13 protein-coding genes are annotated in these 19,310 nt (G+C 64.9%); 10 read left to right on the top strand and 3 right to left on the bottom strand.

Going from position 1 to position 19,310, the window contains the following annotated elements; genetic code table 11:
* Positions 1–689: 689 nt before the first annotated feature.
* Together G3I17_RS35370 and G3I17_RS35365 are read right to left on the bottom strand one after the other, a co-directional pair.
* Positions 690–1,010: a hypothetical protein gene (locus G3I17_RS35370; RefSeq protein WP_203591212.1), complete on the bottom strand. Its 321-nt coding sequence runs from the start codon at positions 1,008–1,010 to the stop codon at positions 690–692.
* A gap of 88 nt (positions 1,011–1,098) precedes the next feature.
* Complete coding sequence (locus G3I17_RS35365; RefSeq protein WP_164602982.1) at positions 1,099–2,796, bottom strand: glycoside hydrolase family 13 protein; 1,698 nt, start codon at positions 2,794–2,796, stop codon at positions 1,099–1,101.
* 542 nt (positions 2,797–3,338) lie between these two features.
* Between G3I17_RS35365 and G3I17_RS35360 the strand changes: the two genes are divergently transcribed.
* The 10 genes from G3I17_RS35360 (at position 3,339) to G3I17_RS35315 (ending at position 18,417) form a co-directional block, all read left to right on the top strand.
* Positions 3,339–3,566 carry a hypothetical protein gene (locus tag G3I17_RS35360; RefSeq protein ID WP_203591211.1) on the top strand — a complete coding sequence of 76 codons (228 nt, stop codon included), beginning with the start codon at positions 3,339–3,341 and terminating at the stop codon, positions 3,564–3,566.
* 89 nt (positions 3,567–3,655) lie between these two features.
* Positions 3,656–5,005 (top strand): lytic transglycosylase domain-containing protein, encoded by a 1,350-nt coding sequence (locus G3I17_RS35355; protein WP_203591210.1) that lies wholly within the window; start codon positions 3,656–3,658, stop codon positions 5,003–5,005.
* A 395-nt stretch (positions 5,006–5,400) separates the two neighbouring features.
* On the top strand, positions 5,401–6,657 hold the full coding sequence (locus G3I17_RS35350) for a cytochrome P450 (RefSeq protein WP_164602975.1): 1,257 nt from the start codon (positions 5,401–5,403) through the stop codon (positions 6,655–6,657).
* 11 nt (positions 6,658–6,668) lie between these two features.
* Positions 6,669–7,547 carry an LLM class flavin-dependent oxidoreductase gene (locus G3I17_RS35345; protein WP_164602973.1) on the top strand — a complete coding sequence of 293 codons (879 nt, stop codon included), beginning with the start codon at positions 6,669–6,671 and terminating at the stop codon, positions 7,545–7,547.
* Positions 7,544–8,974: a gamma-aminobutyraldehyde dehydrogenase gene (locus G3I17_RS35340; protein WP_203591224.1), complete on the top strand. Its 1,431-nt coding sequence runs from the start codon at positions 7,544–7,546 to the stop codon at positions 8,972–8,974. Before G3I17_RS35345 ends, G3I17_RS35340 begins: the two co-directional genes overlap by 4 nt.
* 72 nt (positions 8,975–9,046) lie before the next feature.
* The gene (locus G3I17_RS35335; protein WP_164602971.1) at positions 9,047–9,184 is read left to right on the top strand and encodes a hypothetical protein; all 138 of its coding nucleotides are present in this window, start codon (positions 9,047–9,049) and stop codon (positions 9,182–9,184) included.
* Positions 9,185–9,544: 360 nt separating this feature from the next.
* On the top strand, positions 9,545–9,802 hold the full coding sequence (locus G3I17_RS35330) for a hypothetical protein (RefSeq protein ID WP_164602969.1): 258 nt from the start codon (positions 9,545–9,547) through the stop codon (positions 9,800–9,802).
* Positions 9,803–9,977: 175 nt separating this feature from the next.
* On the top strand, positions 9,978–12,821 hold the full coding sequence (locus G3I17_RS35325) for an AAA family ATPase (protein WP_164602967.1): 2,844 nt from the start codon (positions 9,978–9,980) through the stop codon (positions 12,819–12,821).
* Between the two features lie 949 nt (positions 12,822–13,770).
* A complete protein-coding gene (locus G3I17_RS35320; RefSeq protein ID WP_164602964.1) occupies positions 13,771–15,228 on the top strand; it encodes a S1 family peptidase in 1,458 nt (485 codons plus the stop codon).
* A gap of 354 nt (positions 15,229–15,582) precedes the next feature.
* Positions 15,583–18,417, top strand: a complete 2,835-nt coding sequence (locus G3I17_RS35315) for a LuxR family transcriptional regulator (RefSeq protein ID WP_164602962.1) — start codon at positions 15,583–15,585, stop codon at positions 18,415–18,417.
* An 85-nt stretch (positions 18,418–18,502) separates the two neighbouring features.
* Here the strand turns inward: G3I17_RS35315 and G3I17_RS35310 are convergent, their stop codons facing one another.
* Positions 18,503–19,282, bottom strand: coding sequence for an alpha/beta hydrolase (locus G3I17_RS35310; protein WP_239063253.1), 780 nt, complete (start codon positions 19,280–19,282; stop codon positions 18,503–18,505).
* Between the last annotated feature and the right edge of the window lie 28 nt (positions 19,283–19,310).

The following is a 19,310-nucleotide window of genomic DNA, read 5'->3' as shown; positions in this document are numbered from 1 at the left end:
GCCAGAACTGCTCGGCGGAGGCGCGGAGCCGGCTGAGGCTGGTGTTCAGCAGGGCGCTTGCTGGACAGCCCTGCCGTCATGGGCCCAGCCACCTGGCAAGGGTCAGGAGATCGCGTCTGGTTGCGCGCGCTCCGCGACTTGATCGAGTCCACCCAGCAGCGATCCACGGTCAAGCCGGACCTCGACGCGTCGGTCGGCAAGAATCTTGAGTGGTCAAGCAGCGTTTCGGTCGCTGGATGCTGCCTAGGGGTGGATGTGTCCAGACCCATCGACCGGGGCCAACCTTCGGTGGGCGGGGCTCTCACCGCTCGACTATTTGAGGTACTCGGCAAGCTCCTTTGATGTTCGCTTAATCCGCGAGGGGCACACTGGGCGAAGGGGCACGTGTGGGATTTGCCCAGGCCCGGGTCACCGGAGCCGGTGGAGGCCCGAAGCGCTTGATCGTCGGCGAGCGGAAGCGGTCGTCGCCGATCTCGGCGAGCACGATCGGCACCGCTGATGTTGGCCAGACCCCGGAAGTTGGTGATGCTCGCGTAGTCCGGATGACGCTGGGAACGCGTTGGCACAACGCCCCGATCCGGTTGACCGGAGGCCGCGTGATTCATGGCGAAGAGTGCAGGGAGGGTGGGTTGTAGGCGGACCTGGCGCCGAGGCGGTGTGTGAGCTCTCATGGCGCCAGGTCCGCCGGTCTAGTGGGGTTGCTCCGCAACTAGGACGTGCACGCTCCCCTGGTGTTCGAGGCTGCTCGTCATCGCCCGGCGTCCCCCGGCGGCCAGATGCTGCGGGCTCGGCACCACCACGGCCCAGATGTCGTTGTCGCGCCGCACCTCGTCCAGCAGGGCATGGAACGCTGCTGGTGCCGAGGTGACGTGTTCGACGTAGACGGTGCCGAGGACGTAGCCTTCGGCGCTCGCGAATACCGTTAGGCGCACTTTCGCTGCGTCGATCTCTTCCTTCGTCAAGAGGATATGTGCTCGGATGTAGCCGAGGATCAGCGGACGAGCGTTCATCAGCGATCTCTCAGATCTCGTGCGAGGTCTCGGGCCATGAGGACGAATACGATGGCGGTGATGACGATCAGCGCCCACATTTCGGGGATCACGCGGCCTCACCCACTGCTTCGGTTGATTCCGGAAGCAGGTACCATGCGGCGCTGTTCGGAGGGAGCCTCTCGCCGGCCTCCTCATGACTGGCGAGCAGCAGTTCGCCGTTCACCGGTGCGGGGACGACCCGCGATGAGCAATTGACGACGCAGGCGAATCCGTCGCCTCTGGTGAAGGCCAGCACGCCCGGATCGGTCCGCAACCAGCGGAACTCGTCGCCGGCCAGCGCGGGAAGGCGCTGCTGCCGCAAGGCGAGCGTCTCGCGGTAGAGGTGGAGCATCGACTCGCCCGAGCTCAGCTGCCGGTCCACGGCATGATCGGCGAACCAGTCCGGCTGCGGCAGCCACGGATCACCGCTGGAGAAGCCGAAGCCGTCCTGGGAAGCGGCCCACGGCAGGGGCACCCGGCAACCATCTCGGCCACGCCGAACGCCTTGGCTGCGGTGAAACATCGGATCGGCCAAGACGTCGACGGGTAGGTCCGTGACCTCGGGCAGACCGAGCTCCTCGCCTTGGTAGACGTACGCCGCTCCTGGCAGCGCGAGCATCAGCAGGGCGGCCGCCCTAGCCCGGAGGGTGCCGAGATCGACGTCGCCCGTATCGACGCCGGGAGCGCCACCGCCGTACCGGGTGACCGATCGCGGCATGTCGTGGTTGTTCAGCACCCAGGCGACCGACGAGCCGGAGGCAGCGATCGTGCCCAGGCCGCGATTCACCACGTCGTAGAGGGTCTGCCGGTCCCAGTGCGCGCGCAGGAACTCGAAGTAGAAGCTCTGGTGCAGCTCGTCCGGACGCTGGTAGAGCGCCAGTTGCTCGGTGTCGAGGACGCCGACCTCGCCGATCAGCACGCGCTCGCGACCGGTCAGCATGGTGTATCCCTCGGCGATGGTCCGCCACCTGCGCCACACCTTGTGCACCGCGGGCTGGTTCCAGGCCAGGGGATTGAGCGGATCGCCGGTGAGCTCGTCGTCCATCGCGTTCTCGTGGTCCGGCAATCCGTCGGCCTTGTGCAGCCCGTGCGCCACGTCGATCCGGATCCCGTCGACGCCCCGGTCCAGCCAGAAACGCAGTACCTGCTCGAAATGCGCAGTCACGTCCGGGTGAAGCCAGTTGAAGTCGGCCTGCTCCGGCGCGAAGCTGTGCAGGTACCACTGACCGGGTGATCCGTCCGGTTCTGTGACGCGCTGCCAGGCGGATCCGCCGAAGATTGAGCGCCAGTTGTTTGGCGGCAGTTCGCCGTTCTCGCCCCGGCCGTCGGCGAAGTGGAACCGCTCACGTTCAAGGCTTCCTGGGCCGGCGGCCAGCGCCGCGGCGAACCATGGATGCTCGATCGAGCAGTGGTTCGGGACGATGTCGATGAGCACCTTGAGGTCGAGTCGATGCGCGTCGTGGACCAGCCGGTCGAAGGACTCGAGGGTTCCGTAGTCGGGGTGCACCGAGAAGTAGTCGGATACGTCATACCCGTGGTCGTGCTGCGGCGACGGGTAGAACGGGTTGAGCCAGATACCGTCGACGCCGAGGCTGCGCAGGTACGGCAGTCTGGCGCGGACACCGGTCAGATCACCGATGCCATCGCCGTCGGAGTCCTGGAAGCTGCGCACGTAGACCTGATAGATGACGGCGCTGCGCCACCAGTCCTGCTGGTTGCGTGCTGTACGCCACGGGATGCGGGTCGTAGTGGTCTCAGTAGACATGGAAGCCTCGGAGAGGGTCGATCACGGGATTGCCTGTCCCTTACCAGCGTCGCCGTGAAGGCTTCTTGCAACCTGCGGGAACCCACCTGAACAAACCCCCAATATTTCGGCGCCTGCCGATACTGGTGTTCGCGGTCGTCGCGTTGTCTCTTTCAGAAGCACTGTGGAAGGTCTTCCAAAGGATCACGCGATGACCGCCTCTATGCGTCTAGGCCACGCCCGTCACCGGGCCTGCCGTGCACCACGCTGGTGGACGTCATTGTCGCGCGATGGCGCGGCTGCGGCGCCTCCTTCGATCGCGGCGCGCGGCCGGCGTCAGCCCGGCGGACTGGAAGATCAGAGTTGAACCGCGCGCAACATTCCCCCGTCGGACGGGCCTCGTCGGAATTGGGGGGTGGGTCTCGGGGTGTTCCTCGATGTTCGCCGTCAGGGTGGAGGCGCATCGTCGAATGGAATATCGGGTAACGCTTAGGCCACCCAGGCGCTGCATGGCTTCTGGCTGGCGGAACGGGAGCACCGGGATGAGATCCACGATCCCTTCGATGATTGGCGCGGAGATCCTTGTGCATGCACGGGTGTTTCGTTACCAGGCGGCCTCGCCGGACCGCAGCTGGTATGTCGACATCGATGATCTCAACGACCAGCGGCCAGACGATCCGATCTGGTATGGCTACTTCGAGTCTCACCGCGCAGCCATCGACGCGGCCTGTAACCAGATCACCGCTCTTCGCGATAATCCGCGGCCGGGCGAGCGTCTGGCGCGTGAGTGATCCACCGGGGCGTCAAACTATTGGCCGAGCCGCGTAGCAGGGCAGCTCTTGACACTGAGGATGACGGAGTGAGGCAGCAGCCTAGACACATGCGGGGCGTGCTGACCGGCACCTGGGCGACGCTGGCAGCGCCGGTCGCCGTGGTCGCCATGATGCTGGCTTTTGACGGTGGCTTGTACAGCCGGTTCGTGGTCGACGCGTCTGCGCTCGGAATGGACCGCCGCGACGCGATCGTCGACGATGTACCGGACCATCTCGGTGTCGACGGCAGCCTCCCTACGAAGGTCTGGCCCCGTGTAGATGTGCCTGTCACCGGTAGAACCGATGACAGGCCCGAGCCCGGCACGGGCACGCGTTCTCCTCGTCTGGTCCCTGTGGCCGGCACGACGAACGGCGTGCCCCGGCTTCGCCTTGGTGTTGTGGGTGGCGTGTCGGGTATCCCTGCCAGGGTGCTGGCGGCCTATCAGAACGCGGCGACCGGGCTGGCCACGGTCCGGCCCGGCTGCGGTATCACCTGGCCGCTTCTGGCAGGGATCGGCAAGGTCGAGTCCGCGCACGCCAGCGGCGGCCGCGTCGATGCGAGTGGCCTGACCCGTGGCAGGATCCTGGGCCCGGTTCTCGACGGCGGCCCGGGGATGGCCGCGATCAGCGACACCGACCGAGGCCGGTACGACGGCAACACCCGCTGGGACCGGGCGGTAGGCCCAATGCAGTTCATCCCCGGCACCTGGGCCGCGTTCGGCGCCGACGGTAACGGTGACGGGGTCAAGGACCCGCACAACGTCTACGACGCGACCCGCGCGGCAGGAGACTACCTGTGCTCCGGCGGAGCGGATCTACACAGCCCGCTGGGCCTGGTTCGGGCGGTGCTCAGGTACAACCACTCGATGGCCTACGTGTCCACCGTGCTCCGCTGGATGCAGACCTACGGCAAGTCCGCAGTGACGATCCCGGATCGGCCGGGACCAGTTCCGCCGGCGGTCGGCGACGGCAGCAACATCGACCCGGACACCGACACCGACGACAACCCGGTCACCGACGACAACACGCCGGACCCGGTGCAGCCCTCGACGCCGGTCCGCACATCGTCCCCGAGACCAACCCTGACGGTGGTCCCGCCGACATCGACGTGGCCGCGCCCACCGTCGACGAAACCGAGCGTGCCGGCGCCCAGCACGCCCGGGACGCTCGCACCGACCTCGCCGCCGGCGGGTGGCACGCAGACCGTGACCCCAGCGCCGGAGCCGACTCCGACACCGACACCGACACCGACGGTGGCGCCCACCACGGCCCAGGACGCCACATCGACGCCCGAACCGCCAGCGTCGCTCACCCCGACTCCCACCGACACGCCGACACCTGTGGCCACCGAGACGCCGCCGCTCACGCCAACAGGCGAACCGACCTCGCCGCCTGCGACGCCGTCATCCGTGAGCTGAGTTCGGCAGCGCCTCCCCGAAGACGCGTCGGCCACGGCCGGCTCAGCCTGCTGCCCGACCGGGAACGCCCCGATCGGCAGCTCCAACGACGCGGATCCAGCCTATTCGCCGCTCATCGCGCGTCCCGCTCGGTCAGGTGGTAGCTGGTCTGCGCGAACGCGGCACCACTGATCTTTCGCGAGATCCGCGGCGGTCTCATTCGCGACGCATCAAACCTTGGGGTGCGCCCTTGGGGGCGGCGCCAACGCACAAGCAGCCGCACAGGCGCAGTGTTCGATGCGAACGATGACAGAGTCGAATCAACTCGCAACTGATGCATCGACGCGCAGCAGGTTCGCCGAGGGTCTCGGTCAGGCGAATCAGTCGCAGGGGATCGTCAACGAAGATTTGAGGTGATGGCGGTGGTGAACCGACCCACGGGGACCGCTGCCGGTATTCGACTGGCAGATTTCAACTTCAACAATCTGGAGCTTATCAAGGATCCGTACCCGTTCTACCGGTACATGTTGGATCATCATCCGACCTACTTCTCACCGGTGTTCGGTGGCACGTGGATGTTCTTCAGGTATGAGGATGCCAGGAGCCTGCTGGCAGATCAGCGACTGTCCAGTGCCCGGGCGGACGTTCCGACCAGGTTCCTCCCGCCGGAGGATCGGGCGGAGTTCGCACCCATGATTACGCTCTTCGAGGAGTGGCTGGCCTTCTTCAACCGGCCGGCGCACACCGCATTCCGGCGGCACATGGCTCGGGTTTTCGAATGCCTCACTGAGCCCAATCTGACCGCGCTCACTGAGCGTCTCGTTGCCGAGCTGCTGGAGCCGCTGCGAGGGCGCCGCGAGGTCGATCTCATGACCGAGGTGGCCTATCCACTGCCGGCACTCATCATCTGCGAGGCCCTCGGAATCCCGCGATCAGAGTTCAAGCGGCTGATCGAATGGTCAGACGCGATCGCGCACATCTACGCGTCGAGCCACCTCACGATCGACGAGCTACGTCACGCCCAAACCAGTACGTTCGAGTACGTCGAATTCCTCCAAGGGGTTACCCGGATGGCGGCGGCGGATGGACGCCAGACGCTGCTCTCGCGGGCAATATCCATGGAGACGGACGGCTTCCGGCTGACCGAGCGCCAGATCAACGCGCAGTGCATCCTGCTGACGTTCGCCGGTCTGGAGGGGGCCCGCTACGTCATCGGGAACGGCATCCTGGCGCTGCATCGGCACCGGGCGCAATACGACTTGCTACGGCGGCAACCAGAACTTGCCGCGTCGGCCGCCGAGGAGTTCCTGCGGTATGACAACCCGGTCCAGTTCATTAGCCGTGTGGCCCGCGAGTCTTTCACCTATCAAGGTGCGGAGATCCGCAAGGGCCAAGTCGTCCTACCCTACGTCGGTGCCGCCAACAGGGATCCCGCCCGATTCAGCGATCCGGACACACTAGACATCACCAGAACGAACAACAGGCATTTGGCCTTCGGTCACGGGCCGCACTGGTGCATCGGCGCACCGATGGTGCAGGTACAGCTCAGGGTTCTGCTGGAGCAGCTGTTCTCGACCTTCCCCGAATTCCACGTCCGCGATGACGCGGACTTGGACTGGAACACGAACCTCGGATTCCACGGCTTTCGGTCGCTGCCGATCGTCTTCCAATGAGATGAGGGGCTGTGTATTACGGAGCAAACTTTCCGATCACGGGGGCATTCGCCGACCCGAATGTGCTAACCGATCTCGCCTATGAGGCGGAGGTAGCTGGTTGGGACGGCGTGTTCGTTTGGGATGTGATGCTCTTTGACAGGCATGACGTTCCCAGTGTCACGGACCCGTGGATCGCGCTGGCCGCGATGGCGGCGGTGACCGGGCGGGTGAAACTCGGCCCCATGGTAGCCAGTATGGCGCGCCGACGGCCGTGGAAGGTCGCACGGGAGATCGTCGCGCTGGACCACCTGTCGCAGGGGCGGACGATCCTTGGGGTAGGCCTCGGCTATGCCGCCGACGCCGACTTCGAGCTCTTCGGCGAGGACGGCGACCCGCGCGTCAGGGCGGACAAGCTGGATGAGGGGCTGGATGTGCTCGCGGGGTTGTGCAGCGGGCGGCCCTTCAGCTACGACGGGGCCCATTATCAGCTCGAGGAGACGACCTTCTTGCCGCGGCCGGTTCAGCCGCGCATCCCGATCTGGGTGGCCGGCTACTGGCCGACGAAACGGCCGATGAGGCGGGCCGCGCGATGGCAAGGTGCCTTTCCCACCCAGGTGACCAGGCGCGGGGACACCTTCGTCCTCACGCCGTTCACTCCCGAGCTGATCGAGGAAATCTGGTCGTTCATCGGCGAGCATCGCCAAGAAAGCGGCCCATACGACTTCGTCATCAGCCACGACATTCCGGACGACCCTCTCGTAGCGGCCGCGGAGATCGAGCAGTTCGAGCGGGCCGGCGTGACCTGGATGATTCACGACTGGGTCCCGTGGGAATACTCGCCGGACGACGTTCGCCGACGCCTTCGCAAGGGGCCCATCGGCGTACGCCCCCCAGGAGCCGGCTCGTGACCATTCAAACTCTCCAGAACCACGTTGACGGCGCCGCGATAGATCCCCGCGACGGTACGTACCAGGAACTGGTCGATCCCTGTACCGGCGAGTCGCTGGCCTTGGCGCCGTGCTCTGGCGCCTCCGACATCGACGCAGCGATGAACGCCGCAGCTAAGGCGGGTGAACGTTGGCGAGATACCACGCCGGCCAAGCGCCAACGACTGCTCCTGAACCTCGCCGCCGCAGTGGAGGCGCACGCAGCCGAACTCGTCGCGGCCGAATGCGCCAACACCGGAAAGCCGAGGGGACTCACGGCTTGCCAGGAACTCCCCGAGGTGGTGGACCAGATCCGGTTCCTTGCCGGCGCGGCGAGGGTGCTCGATGGGAAGGCAGCAGCCGAATACGTGTCCGGACACACCTCATACGTGCGCCGAGAACCGGTCGGAGTCTGTGCACAGCTCGTGCCCTGGAACTATCCGCTCATGATGGCAACGCTGAAATCGGTCAGCGCAATCGCGGCCGGCAACACGGTTGTGCTGAAGCCGGCCGAGACGACCCCGATGAGCGCGTTGCTCTTCGCCGACATCGCGTCTGAGCACCTCCCACCCGGCGTTCTCAACGTAGTGTGTGGCGACCGCGACTCTGGGCGAGCAATGGTGCGCCACCACATTCCGAGAATGGTCTCCCTGACTGGGTCCGTCCAGGCCGGCATGGACGTCGCCGCTGGCGCCGCCAGAGACCTCAAACGGTTGCACCTTGAGCTCGGTGGCAAGAACCCGGTCCTGGTATTCGAAGATGTGGACATCACCGAAGCGGCCGAGGCCATTGCCATGGCCGGCTATTACAACGCGGGTCAGGACTGCACCGCAGCGTCCCGGGTTCTCGTCGCGGCCGAGATCGCCGACGAATTCATCAGCGCGCTCACCGCACACGCGAAGTTGACCAGGACAGGACCATCCCATGAGGACGGCGTCCTCTACGGTCCACTGAACAATGCTGGCCAGCTCAGCAGGGTGAGCGGCTTCCTGGACCGCTTGCCGAGCCACACCGAGGTCACCGTTGGCGGCCACCGCATCGGCGACCGCGGCTATTTCTTCGCGCCGACCGTGGTGGCCGGAGTGCGGCAGGATGACGAGATATCGCAGGACGAGGTCTTCGGCCCGGTCATCAGTGTGCAGAGCTTCCGCGACGAGGAGGACGCGATCCGCAGCGCCAATGACGTGAACTTTGGGCTCGCATCGAGCATCTGGACCCGCGACCACGCTCGCGCCATGCGGGTGGCCAGGCGCCTGGAGTTCGGTTGCGTCTGGGTCAATACGCACCTCACCTTCGCGTCTGAAATGCCACATGGCGGCTTCAAGCATTCCGGCTACGGCAAGGACCTGTCCACCTATGGCATCGAGGAATACACCCAGATCAAACACGTGATGCACAACCTGGCGTGATCGGAGGCAAATGATGCAAAAGCGCCCGACCGAAGACCTTCGTGCACCTGTTTCTCCTCCAATGACCGCCAGGTGCCTATCCGCAGTGTGGTGGCGACTGGCCGCGCTCGGCCGCGACGCGGCGGGGTGGAGGACTCGACATCGCTGTCGGCTTCCTTGGTGATGCGCGGCCGGTACAGCGCCGACGTCCTCGCCACCAAGGGCCCGTAGAGTAGGCCGACGCGGCCGTAGCGGGCGATGCTCTACCAGCAGCCGCTCGAGGCCTCGGGCGAGGTCGATCTGGACCGGTCCGCGAGTCCGGGCGACAAGTTGCCTATGGCTACATAGTCACCCCGCCGAGCCCAGATTTAGACTGGGGGCATAAGTCATGCCGGGGCCTGGGCGACCAGGTCTCCTTGATAGGAGCCACCCACGGCCTGCCCCAGCGCCACCACCTGGTCGGGAAGGACAGATCCGTACTTCGGCGGCAGCCAAGCTCCTCGGACTCAGCGACATACAGACCCGCAGGCGAGCGATCAACGTGCAGATCCTCGAGCAAGACGACCCGGGGGCTGGTGCTTCTGGGCGGACATGCTGACCAGCGACACCACCGCGTCCGACGAGACTGCGAACCTCGACGACCAGGCGCCTCCGATCGATCCGCTGATCGGGAACCTCGGATGGTGGCCGATCCCGGGCTGGTGTCGAACAGCGACAGTTGCGCGCCCGGTTGCCGGTGCTCGCGGGCACGATCACCCGGATCCCTTCGGGCCGGCCCGCGTCGGCGAGACCGGTAAGCCGACCGGTCAGCTCGGCCACCTCGGCATGTTGATGCTTTCGCTGAGATGAGGGTAGGCGTCCGCGCAAAGGTGATCCGGGTCTGAACTCGACGATCGACGTGCCGAGTTCAGGACGCCCCCTTTGATTGGGCTGATCGCCTCGAGCCTGCACCGAGCGGCGAAGGCCTTCTCTGGGATGGGCCAAGGTCCTTGCCACGGCCAGTGTGGGGGACGAGACTCATGAAATGAGTAGCGCGGTGATTTTCGAGCGTGATGCCGAATTCAGCGTCTTGGACGAGGCGGTGGCCAAGGTCGGCTCGGGGAGCAGCGCGGTTGTCGTGATCTCGGGCGCGGCCGGGATCGGTAAGACGCAGCTGCTGGATCGTACCCGCGAGGCCGCCCGGGGCCATGGCCTGCGAGTGTTGTTCGGGCGCGGCTCGCCGTTGGAACGTGAGTACTCGTACGGACTAGTTCGTCAGCTCTTCGAGCCACTGTTGGCCGAGGCCGAGGGGGTACACAGCGACGACTGGATGTCCGATGCGGCGGCGGCCGCGAAGGGTGTGCTGCTGCCGAGTGGGCAGGCGGACGACGCCGTGGGTGAGTTTGCCGCTTTGCACGGGTTGTTCTGGCTGACGTCTGATTTATGCCGAAACGGTCCTCTCGTGCTCGCGATGGACGACTTGCATTGGGCGGATGAGCCCTCCCTACGCTTCGTGGCCTACCTTCTGCCACGACTGGAAGACCTGCAGTTGTTGCTGCTGCTCGGGATGCGTCCGGACGAGCCAGGAGCGGCGACCAGCCTGCTCGATCTGATCACCGTCGACTCCGCGAGTGTCGTGTTGCGGCCAGCGCCGCTGAGTCCAGATGCCTCGGCGGATCTTCTGGCTGAAGTCTTCGGCCGATATCCCGAAGGGACGATCTCAGCGGTCTGCCACGAGGCGACGGGCGGGAATCCGTTTTTGCTGGCGGAGCTCGGTCGTGCGGCCCGCGCCGACGGCGTCGTGCCCACGGACGACAACGCCGAGGCGATTCTCCGGGTCGGGGCACAAAGCCTCAGCCGCCGGACATCACTGCAACTGGGGCGAATGGCGCCCGAACCTATCCGCCTCGCCGAGGCCTTGGCAGTGCTCGGCCCCGGAGCGAACCTGGTCACTGCCACGCGGCTGTCTGGGCTCACCACGGAGCAGGCAGCCAGCAGCATTGACCAGCTCGAGTCGGCGCACCTAATTAGGCACGACGACCAGGTCCCGTACGGCGACGCGTACGGATACGTCCATCCGCTGCTTGAGGCCGCCGTCTACGGCCAGATCAAACCCGGGCAGCGGGCTCGTTACCACACGGCTGCGGCCCGTGGGCTCGTCGAGCGCGGCGCGCCACCTGAGCAGGTGGCCGCGCACTTGCTCAGGCTGCCTCCGGAAGCCGACGCGACGACGGTGGCCGCTCTCAGACACGCGGCCGACGCGGCCCTCACCAGGGGTGCTCCGGAAGCGGCGGTGACCTACCTGCGTCGCGCGCTCGCCGAGCCGCCGCCCGAGGGTGTCCTGGTCGATATCCTGACTGATGCCGGTATGGCGGCGGCGCGGATCGATCTTCCGCTGGCGGCCGACTATCTCTCCGCTGCTATGGAGTTGCAAACGGATCCGGTCGCCCGTGCCCAGATCGCACACATCCTCGGCATGGTCCTGATGTACGTCTATCGGGTCGACGACGCGGTGGCCGTGCTCACCAGGGCCATCGCGAGCCTCCCGCCGGAAGAGGACGACCTGAATCGGACGTTGCACGCCGCTCTCCTCAACGCCGCCCTAGTGGCCGTAGACGTTTCCGCAGGGGTGTCCGACATTGACGACCTCCGTGGCCTGCATCCACTTGACACGTTGGGTGGGCGATTGCTCGATGCGATGATCGAGGCATTCGGCGCGTATACCGGCGACCCACAATGGACCGAACGAAACCGAACGGTCGCTGCCGATCCAGCCCTTCGAGTCGCTGCGGGCCAGGGAATCATCCTGGCAGCACTGCCGTTCTGGGCATTGGTGGTGGCGGGAGACGACGCGGGCGTGGCTGGTTTCACCGCGATCATCACCGAAGCCAGACGCAGTGGTGCCACGTCCACATTGGTGACGTCTCTAACCTATCGAGGCTTGGGCTGGATACAGCGCGGTGACCTGGCCGAGGCTGAGTCGGATCTGCGGGAAGCGGAACGGCTTGCGGTGTTGACCGGGTTCGTTCTTGCGCTGCCGATCCTGCGCGGGTTGCTCGCCGAGGCCCTGGCGGAACAGGGCAAGGTAGACGAAGCGGCCGCCGTCGTGTCCGATGTGGACTTGCCGACCCTGCTGCCCATTACGGGCCTGTACTTCTATCCGTTGCAGTCGAAGGCGCTGGTGCTGGCTGCCCAGGGCCGCCACAAGGAGGCGCTGGAGGCTGCGTTGGCCGCGGGCGCGCGCCTCGCCGGACATGCCAATGGCCAGAATCCCGCTGTCATCCCCTGGCGATCGCAGGCGGCGTCCTGCCTATACGCGCTGGGCAGGCTCGATGAGGCGGCTGAGTACGTGACCGAAGAGATTGAGTTGGCTCGCCGCTGGGGTGCGCCCTTCGCTATCGGGCGGGCGCTGCGCGTAGCCGGGCGTATCACCTGGGGAAAGCCTGGCGTCGACCTGCTCCGCCGGGCGGTCGAGGTGCTGGAAGCCTCGACAGCCCATTTGGAGCATGCCAAGGCGCTGGTCGACCTGGGGGCCGCAGTGCGTAGGTCGAACGCCAGGGTCGAGGCTCGCGCTCCGCTCGCGGCTGGCTTGGACCTTGCCTTCCGGTGCGGTGCCGCGCCCCTCGTTGAGCTGGCACGAGCGGAATTGCGGGCGGCTGGAGCCCGTCCACGACGGATGACGACGTCGGGGCCGGACTCGCTGACGACGAGCGAGCGCCGGGTAGCCGACTTGGCCGCTAGCGACCTGACGAACAGGCAGATCGCCCAGGAGTTGTTCGTCACGATCAAAACAGTCGAGGTCCATCTATCCGCCGCTTACCGCAAACTGGGTATCGCGCAGCGAGGACAACTCCACCGACACCTGGCTGCTCAGAGTAAGCCCGCTTAGCGCTCCTGGCTTTGTTGTCGATCCCAGGCACGGTTCGTTCGACGTCGGACATCACTCGCGCGTTGTGCGGTTCTGTACAAAGGAATCTGCCGGGCCGAGGACTCGCTCGCCCTGCTGCAGAACCAATGTCACCTGGTCTTCACGATGATGCAGGCATTGACAGCGCCGGTACCGTGCCGGCCCTTCCTCTTCGGGTCAACGACTCTTTCTTGGGGTCGTCACCCCGTCGGAGCCCGAGCGCGCGCATCGTCGAAGCAGCTCATTCGATGTAGCAGTTCGAGGAGGCATTCATGACGACGAGCGAAGAGAACGGAATCGATGTCAGACCGCGTGAGGAAGCGAACATCGAGGAGAACAGATGTGACCGATGTTCGGCCCGTGCCACATCTCCGCGGTGCTACCTAGTGGCGCGCTTCGGTTCTGCGTTCACCACGCCAACAAGTATCGCCCAGGATTGGTCGCCGCAGGCGCGCGGATTATCGATAACACACGCTTCGCAGCGGCATCGGGCCTAACCCCTGGCCACGGTCGGTCCGAGGACCGACCAAAACGCCTGGGGCTTGAACGCGCCACAGGTAGAACTACAGCCGGAGTTCGTGTTGCGCGATGCCACCGTTGTGGCGGATCCCAGTCGGGCCACGAGGTCAGCCACAGAATCACGCCCAGCCCGCGACTCCAACACCACGCACCCGACTCAACAGCACGAGGAAGCTCCGGGCTGATGTCGCCCGGATCCGCAACGCCGAGCTTGGCGAAGCGACCGCATCCGTCGCTTGTGGCTTTCTAAGAACGAGCCAGCCTGATGCTCGCAGGAGGCGTCCGGCCACGGCCTCGGCGGAGCGCAAACCTGAGGTGTCGTACTTGGGGGGTGTCCCCCACTGTCGAAGCGCTGGCGGTGACAGACCATGGAATGGTCGACGCTCAAATAAAATGCTGCTAGGAGGTAAGAGTGGTTAACAAGGTTAAGGCTGTTGCCGTGGCTGCCGCTATTTTTGTGGCCTCGGGAAGTGTAGCGCAGGCTGGGCAGGCCTATTCGACTCGAACCGGGGTTGAGTTGATGGCCGAAAGCGCACTGCTGCAGGAGGCTGATAGTGTAATTCACGGTCTTGAATGGCATCCGAATGCGCGTAACGCGACCTTTTCTGTCTATTTGGATCCCAGTGGAAACAAGTATCGGGTCAGTTTCGCGCCTGAAGACATGGAGATCGGGCAAGCGCTGATTAGAGCCTTGGGTGACCGTGTGGACGTATCCTATGAGTTGGTGGCCCGGACTCAGGGTGGCCGACTGGCCGATGCGGAGGCGCACTTCGGGGGAGCCAAAGTTAGGGGTCCATCAGGCGCCAATTGCACTTCTGGTTTCACGGTAGTCTTCCCCGGTGGAAACTGGGGTTCGGTAACTGCAGGCCACTGCGCCAACAACGGCGATGAACTGACCTCTGGCCCCGAGCGCTTCGGTGTTGCAACGGGGGAGTGGGCAGACGCTGAATTTGACATGATTGCCATCGAGGGAGGTGGTGTGCACACTCCGAGGATTTACACGGATCCGCGCATCGTCGACGGGGTTGCTGTTAATCAGAGTACGGTCGTTGCTGCTGAGGACCCCATACGTACAGATCGGGTCTGTGTCAGTGGAGCAATCACCGGAGCGCGATGTGGCGCAGAAGTTACAAGCCTGAATGCAGAAATTCACGATAGCGACGAATGGATTCGCGACCTCATCGTCGCAACGAGTCCTGGCGTGCTTATAGTTCCTGGAGATTCCGGCGCTCCGCTCTATTCAGAACGATGGGGAAATACCGTAGCCATCAATGGGATGGTGATTGCAAGAGAGGGGATCGGCCGAACAATTTACGCGCACAAGGTTTCGACGATCGAGGACCATTTGAGCGTCCAGGTGGAAACGGAAGCTCCTGACCTAGGCGACTGGACGATCGGATACAGGAGACCTGGCACGAAACTCTATGCTGAACAAGGCTCCGGATCCCGGGGTTTATCCACAACGCTGGCTGCTCAGGCCGGCGCCATGATGATGGCCTTCCGGCAAGCACGTATCGAGCAGGGGCTTCGATGGCCAGACTTCGAGGTCAGATTCACTGAGTCCGCTGAAGTGGAAGGGTTCCTTCGTAGTTTCCCGAACAGCAATCGAAAAGCTATTAGCCAACCCTATCCCTTGCCGGTGGTGTGGATCACGGAAAGTGTGATTCAGGAAGAGGGCCCTTTCGGATGGGAACTCGGCATCGACGACACAACAGCCGACGAGCGAGACATTGCCTTCTATAACTACGCGGTGGTGCAAGGGCAAGGTATGTATTACTGCGTGAATATGCGGGCTTTGGTCAGATATGACCCAGTGACATTGAAGTACACCAAGAAGACGGACATGACCTGTATGTCGAGGATCAGCTAGGTCTCTGTGGGCGACATGATCGCCGAAATCCAGCCGATGTGCCGACCTGCTGAGGGCGCCGGCGGAGGGCGCACGTCCGCTGCGGTGTCCTGTCGTGACCGTTGCTACCAGCGGAGATGGCTTGGGCTATCGGGAATCAGTTCGGAGCGGATCCGCCCCGAACTGTCCCAGCCCTGCAGGCGCGCGAGCTCGATCGCTTGTCGATCGATCGGGATGAGCGTCTCAGCCGAGCGTAGATTGGAAGGCGCATGGCCATCAGCGTTTGCTGGGGGACTTCGCGCTTACCAGAGAACCTAGGAGTGCTTCCGGTGCGTCCCCTTGCCGGATGTCGTCGCGTGGGACGAGACTCGCAGCATGGACGACCCCACCGTATACGAGCGGGACGCTGAGCTGAGCGTTCTTGAAGCGGCGGTTGATGAGGTGCGCGCGGGGGGAAGCGCCGTGGTGGTGGTCTCTGGCGATGCAGGCATCGGCAAGACCCAGTTGATAGAGCGGACCCGGCGGTCGGCAGCGGAGAGAGGCGTGCGGGTGCTCGCCAGCCGGGGCTCACCGCTAGAGCGTGAGTATCCGTTCGGAATGGTGCGTCAGCTGTTCGAGCCGTTGCTAGTCGCCGGTGAAGGCCCCGACGATCGACTGTCCGATGTGGCCAGGGGAGCCCTTGACGCATTCCGGTCCAGGCCCGACGGGAGTATCCCCGGCGAGTTCTCCGCGCTACACGGCATGTTCTGGCTGACATCGGACTTGTCGCGAACAACACCGCTGCTGTTCTTGCTGGATGACCTCCACTGGGCTGACGAGCCGTCGCTGCGCTTCATCGCCTACTTGTTGCCGCGGTTGGAAGATCTGCGAGTGCTTCTGCTGCTTGGGATGCGCCCGGACGAACCGGGCGCTGCGACGAACCTGCTTGATCTGATCACGGTCGATGCCGCCACCACCATCTTGCGGCCTGGTCCGCTGAGCCGGGTGGCAGCGGCCGCGCTGCTCGCCGAGACCTTTGGCCGTGAGCCCGACGAGGCGATCGTGGTCGCCTGCCACGAGGCGACTGGCGGTAATCCGTTCTTGCTCGCAGAACTCGCCAGGTCGGCGCGAGCGGATGGACTGCTGCCCATCGTGGAGAACAGGCAAGAAATCCTGCGGGGCGGAGCACTGAGTTTGAGCAGGCGCACCTCACTGCAGCTGAGTCGAATGCGCCCGGAGCCGGTTCGCCTAGCGGAGGCGTTCGCGATACTGGGCCCAGCTGCGGACCTTGCGACGGCTGCGCGCCTGGCGGATATCAGCACCAACCAAGCGATCAGCGGTATCGACGAACTTGAGTCGGCACGCCTTATCAGGCATGACGAGCAGCTCCCATACGGCACGCTGTACGAGTACGTTCACCCACTGCTTCAAACCGCTGTGTACGAGCAGATGAAGCCTAGTAGGCGGGCGGCCTACCACGCTGCGGCCGTGCGCAGTCTGACAGAGGCCGGCGCCGCACCGGAAAAGATCGCCGCGCACCTGTTGCGGCTGCCGCCTGACGCAAATGCTGCAACGGTGACGGCGTTGCGGCAAGCGGCTGCGGCCGCACTGGCAAGAGGTGCACCAGAGGCGTCCGTCACGTATCTACGGCGAGCATTGGCCGAGCCGCCTGCGGCCGATCTCCGGGTCGACCTGCTGACAGAGGCGGGACTGGCCGCGGCGAGGGTGGACCTTCCGCTGGCTGCCGAGCACCTCGCGGCGGTGGTGCGCGAACAGACCGACCCAGTCGCGCGGGCGCAGGTTGCGCATGTTCTCGGGTTGGTTTACCTCTACACCGACCACCTCGACGAAGCTATTGGTTTGCTGACCGACGCGATCGCGGATCTTCCGGCCTCTGAACAGGATCTCTGCCGCACGCTGCGCGCAGTCCTCATAAACGCGTCCTTGGTGGCGACGGGCGTTGCTGCGACCGTGACCAAGGTCGACGACGCCCGAGTGCTTCCACCGCTTGACAGCCTGGGAGGCAAGCTCCTCGACGGGATAGTCGGTGGCCACGACGCTTACGTCGGCGATCCGCAATCCATTGACCGGACCAGGAGACTCTCTGTCGATCCAGCCATCCGTAGTGCGGCGGGCCAGGGTGTCATGCTCGCCGCATCGCCGTTCTTGGCGCTGATCATGGCGGGGGCAGCGGAGGGGATGTCCGGATTCACCGCAGCAATCGCACAGGCCAGGCGCGGCGGTGTGTTGTCAACGCTCACCACTGCCCACGCCTACCGCGGTCTTGGTTGGCTACAACAGGGTGAGCTAGCTGAGGCGGAGACTGACATCCGCGAATCACAACGCCTCGCTGCACTGACCGGGTTCTCCCTGGCTCTCCCCGTCATCAACGCCATGCTCGCCGACACCCTGGTTGAAGCCGGCAAGATCGATGATGCGCGGGCCCTTCTGTCGCAGTTGAACATTCATGATCCGCTGCCAACTGTTGGCCTGTACTTCTATCCGTTGCTGTCGAGTGCGCGCGTGGCTGCCGCGCAAGGACAGCACGAGGCGGCCTTGCAGTCGGCGCTCGCCTCGGGTGCGCGATTCGCCGAGCATGCGAACGGGGACAACCCCGCAGTCGTCGCCTGGCGCTCACAGGCGGCGCTGTCCCTGTACGCACTTGGCCGAACGGCCGAGGCGACGCGTCTGGCGTTCGCGGAGATCGAGCTTGCCCGGCGCTGGGGCGCGCCGTTCGCCCTTGGCCGGGCGATACGGGTGGCGGGCCGGATCGCGCGTGGGGAGGCCGGGCTTGACCTATTGCATGAAGCGGTTGATGTCCTGACCGGGTCTACGGCGAGGCTCGAGCACGCTAAAGCCTTGGTGGATCTTGGGGCTGCCCTACGGCGAGGAAACGCGAGGGTGGAGGCGAGGACACCTTTGGCTACAGGGTTGGAGCTGGCATACCGCTGTGGCGCAGCGCCGGTAGTCGAGTTCGCGCGAACCGAGCTACGGGCTTCGGGAGCCCGGCCGCGGCGGATGATGACCAGCGGAGCTGGTTCCCTGACGACGAGCGAACGCCGGGTGGCCGATCTAGCGGTCCGAGACCTCACGAACCGTCAGATTGCCCAGGAACTGTTCGTGACGATCAAGACCGTTGAGGTCCATCTGTCGGCTGTCTATCGCAAGCTCGGCATCACCCAGCGACGGCAGCTTAACGAGCACCTGGAGATCCAAGAGGCTCCTGCCTAACACCGGCAGACGGAGGGAGTTACTTGGACCTAAGAGTTCGGTGGTCGCCTCGGAGGATCACGATGGGCAGCGACGCTAGGCAAGCCTAGAGTCCATGACGAACGATTAAGTGGTCGACCAACGCGGTTAGGTGCTCCGGGCACTCTTCGACCAACAGATGGCCGCCGTCGGTGACTGCGTCCACTTCGAGGCCCAACTTGCGATGCGCCGCCGGGGCGAGCCTGCCTGGTGGCACGAAGACATCGCGCGTACCAGTCGTGAGCACCGTCGGAATGGTGTTGGCAACGATCGTTGCTTGACCTGGGGCGCCGCTGGAGCGACTGTGTCTCGCGACTAGAGTCATCCATTCCACGAGGTCACCCCGTGGCTCCCGGCCGGGAGCGGACATCGCCCTAATGAGACGAGCGCTGCTCCTTGAACCTGGCCGGCAGATCCAGGCCAAGGACGCGATCAGGATCGCCGGCGTCACCTGCAGCGGGCAGAGACCGCCGCTCGAAACGAGCACTCGACCGCTGATGGCGGGCGATCGCGCCGAAAGAGCGATCGCGCCACCAAAGGAGTGGCCCATGACGACCACCGGACCGCCGCCGTCCGCCGCAAGTTCTACCACGTCGTCCAACCAGGCGCCGTACCAGGCCAAGCCGCGACTTGACCGATCACGCTCGTCCGAACTGAGCCCGGGCTGACCGGGCACGTCGGGAATGATCACCCGGTATCGCCGCGACAGAGCTGCGCCCAGAGGAAGGGAGACGGCCGCGTTGAAGTTTGTGCCTGGGACGAAGACGACGGTGGTAGTACCCGAGCCTGCGACTACCAGATGCGTCTGCGCGCCGTGGGCATACGAGACAACACACTCGTGCGGCATTGACCACGCGCTAAGCCGATCAACGCAC

This window comes from Streptomyces sp. SID13031, assembly GCF_010548305.1.
Classification (GTDB): Bacteria; Actinomycetota; Actinomycetes; order Propionibacteriales; family Kribbellaceae; genus Kribbella.
Note: the sequence above shows the minus strand (reverse complement) of the source record. Positions and strands in the feature narration are given on the sequence as shown.

What these genes read in the sequence shown, in the direction of transcription:
- G3I17_RS35360 (WP_203591211.1), top strand. Translation starts at nt 3,339, where the DNA reads ATGATTGGCGCGGAGATCCTTGTGCATGCACGGGTGTTTCGTTACCAG.
- G3I17_RS35310 (WP_239063253.1), bottom strand. Translation starts at nt 19,282, where the DNA reads ATGCCGCACGAGTGTGTTGTCTCGTATGCCCACGGCGCGCAGACGCAT.
- G3I17_RS35370 (WP_203591212.1), bottom strand. Translation starts at nt 1,010, where the DNA reads ATGAACGCTCGTCCGCTGATCCTCGGCTACATCCGAGCACATATCCTC.
- G3I17_RS35315 (WP_164602962.1), top strand. Translation starts at nt 15,583, where the DNA reads ATGGACGACCCCACCGTATACGAGCGGGACGCTGAGCTGAGCGTTCTT.
- G3I17_RS35325 (WP_164602967.1), top strand. Translation starts at nt 9,978, where the DNA reads ATGAGTAGCGCGGTGATTTTCGAGCGTGATGCCGAATTCAGCGTCTTG.
- G3I17_RS35365 (WP_164602982.1), bottom strand. Translation starts at nt 2,796, where the DNA reads ATGTCTACTGAGACCACTACGACCCGCATCCCGTGGCGTACAGCACGC.
- G3I17_RS35355 (WP_203591210.1), top strand. Translation starts at nt 3,656, where the DNA reads ATGCGGGGCGTGCTGACCGGCACCTGGGCGACGCTGGCAGCGCCGGTC.
- G3I17_RS35350 (WP_164602975.1), top strand. Translation starts at nt 5,401, where the DNA reads ATGGCGGTGGTGAACCGACCCACGGGGACCGCTGCCGGTATTCGACTG.
- G3I17_RS35330 (WP_164602969.1), top strand. Translation starts at nt 9,545, where the DNA reads ATGCTGACCAGCGACACCACCGCGTCCGACGAGACTGCGAACCTCGAC.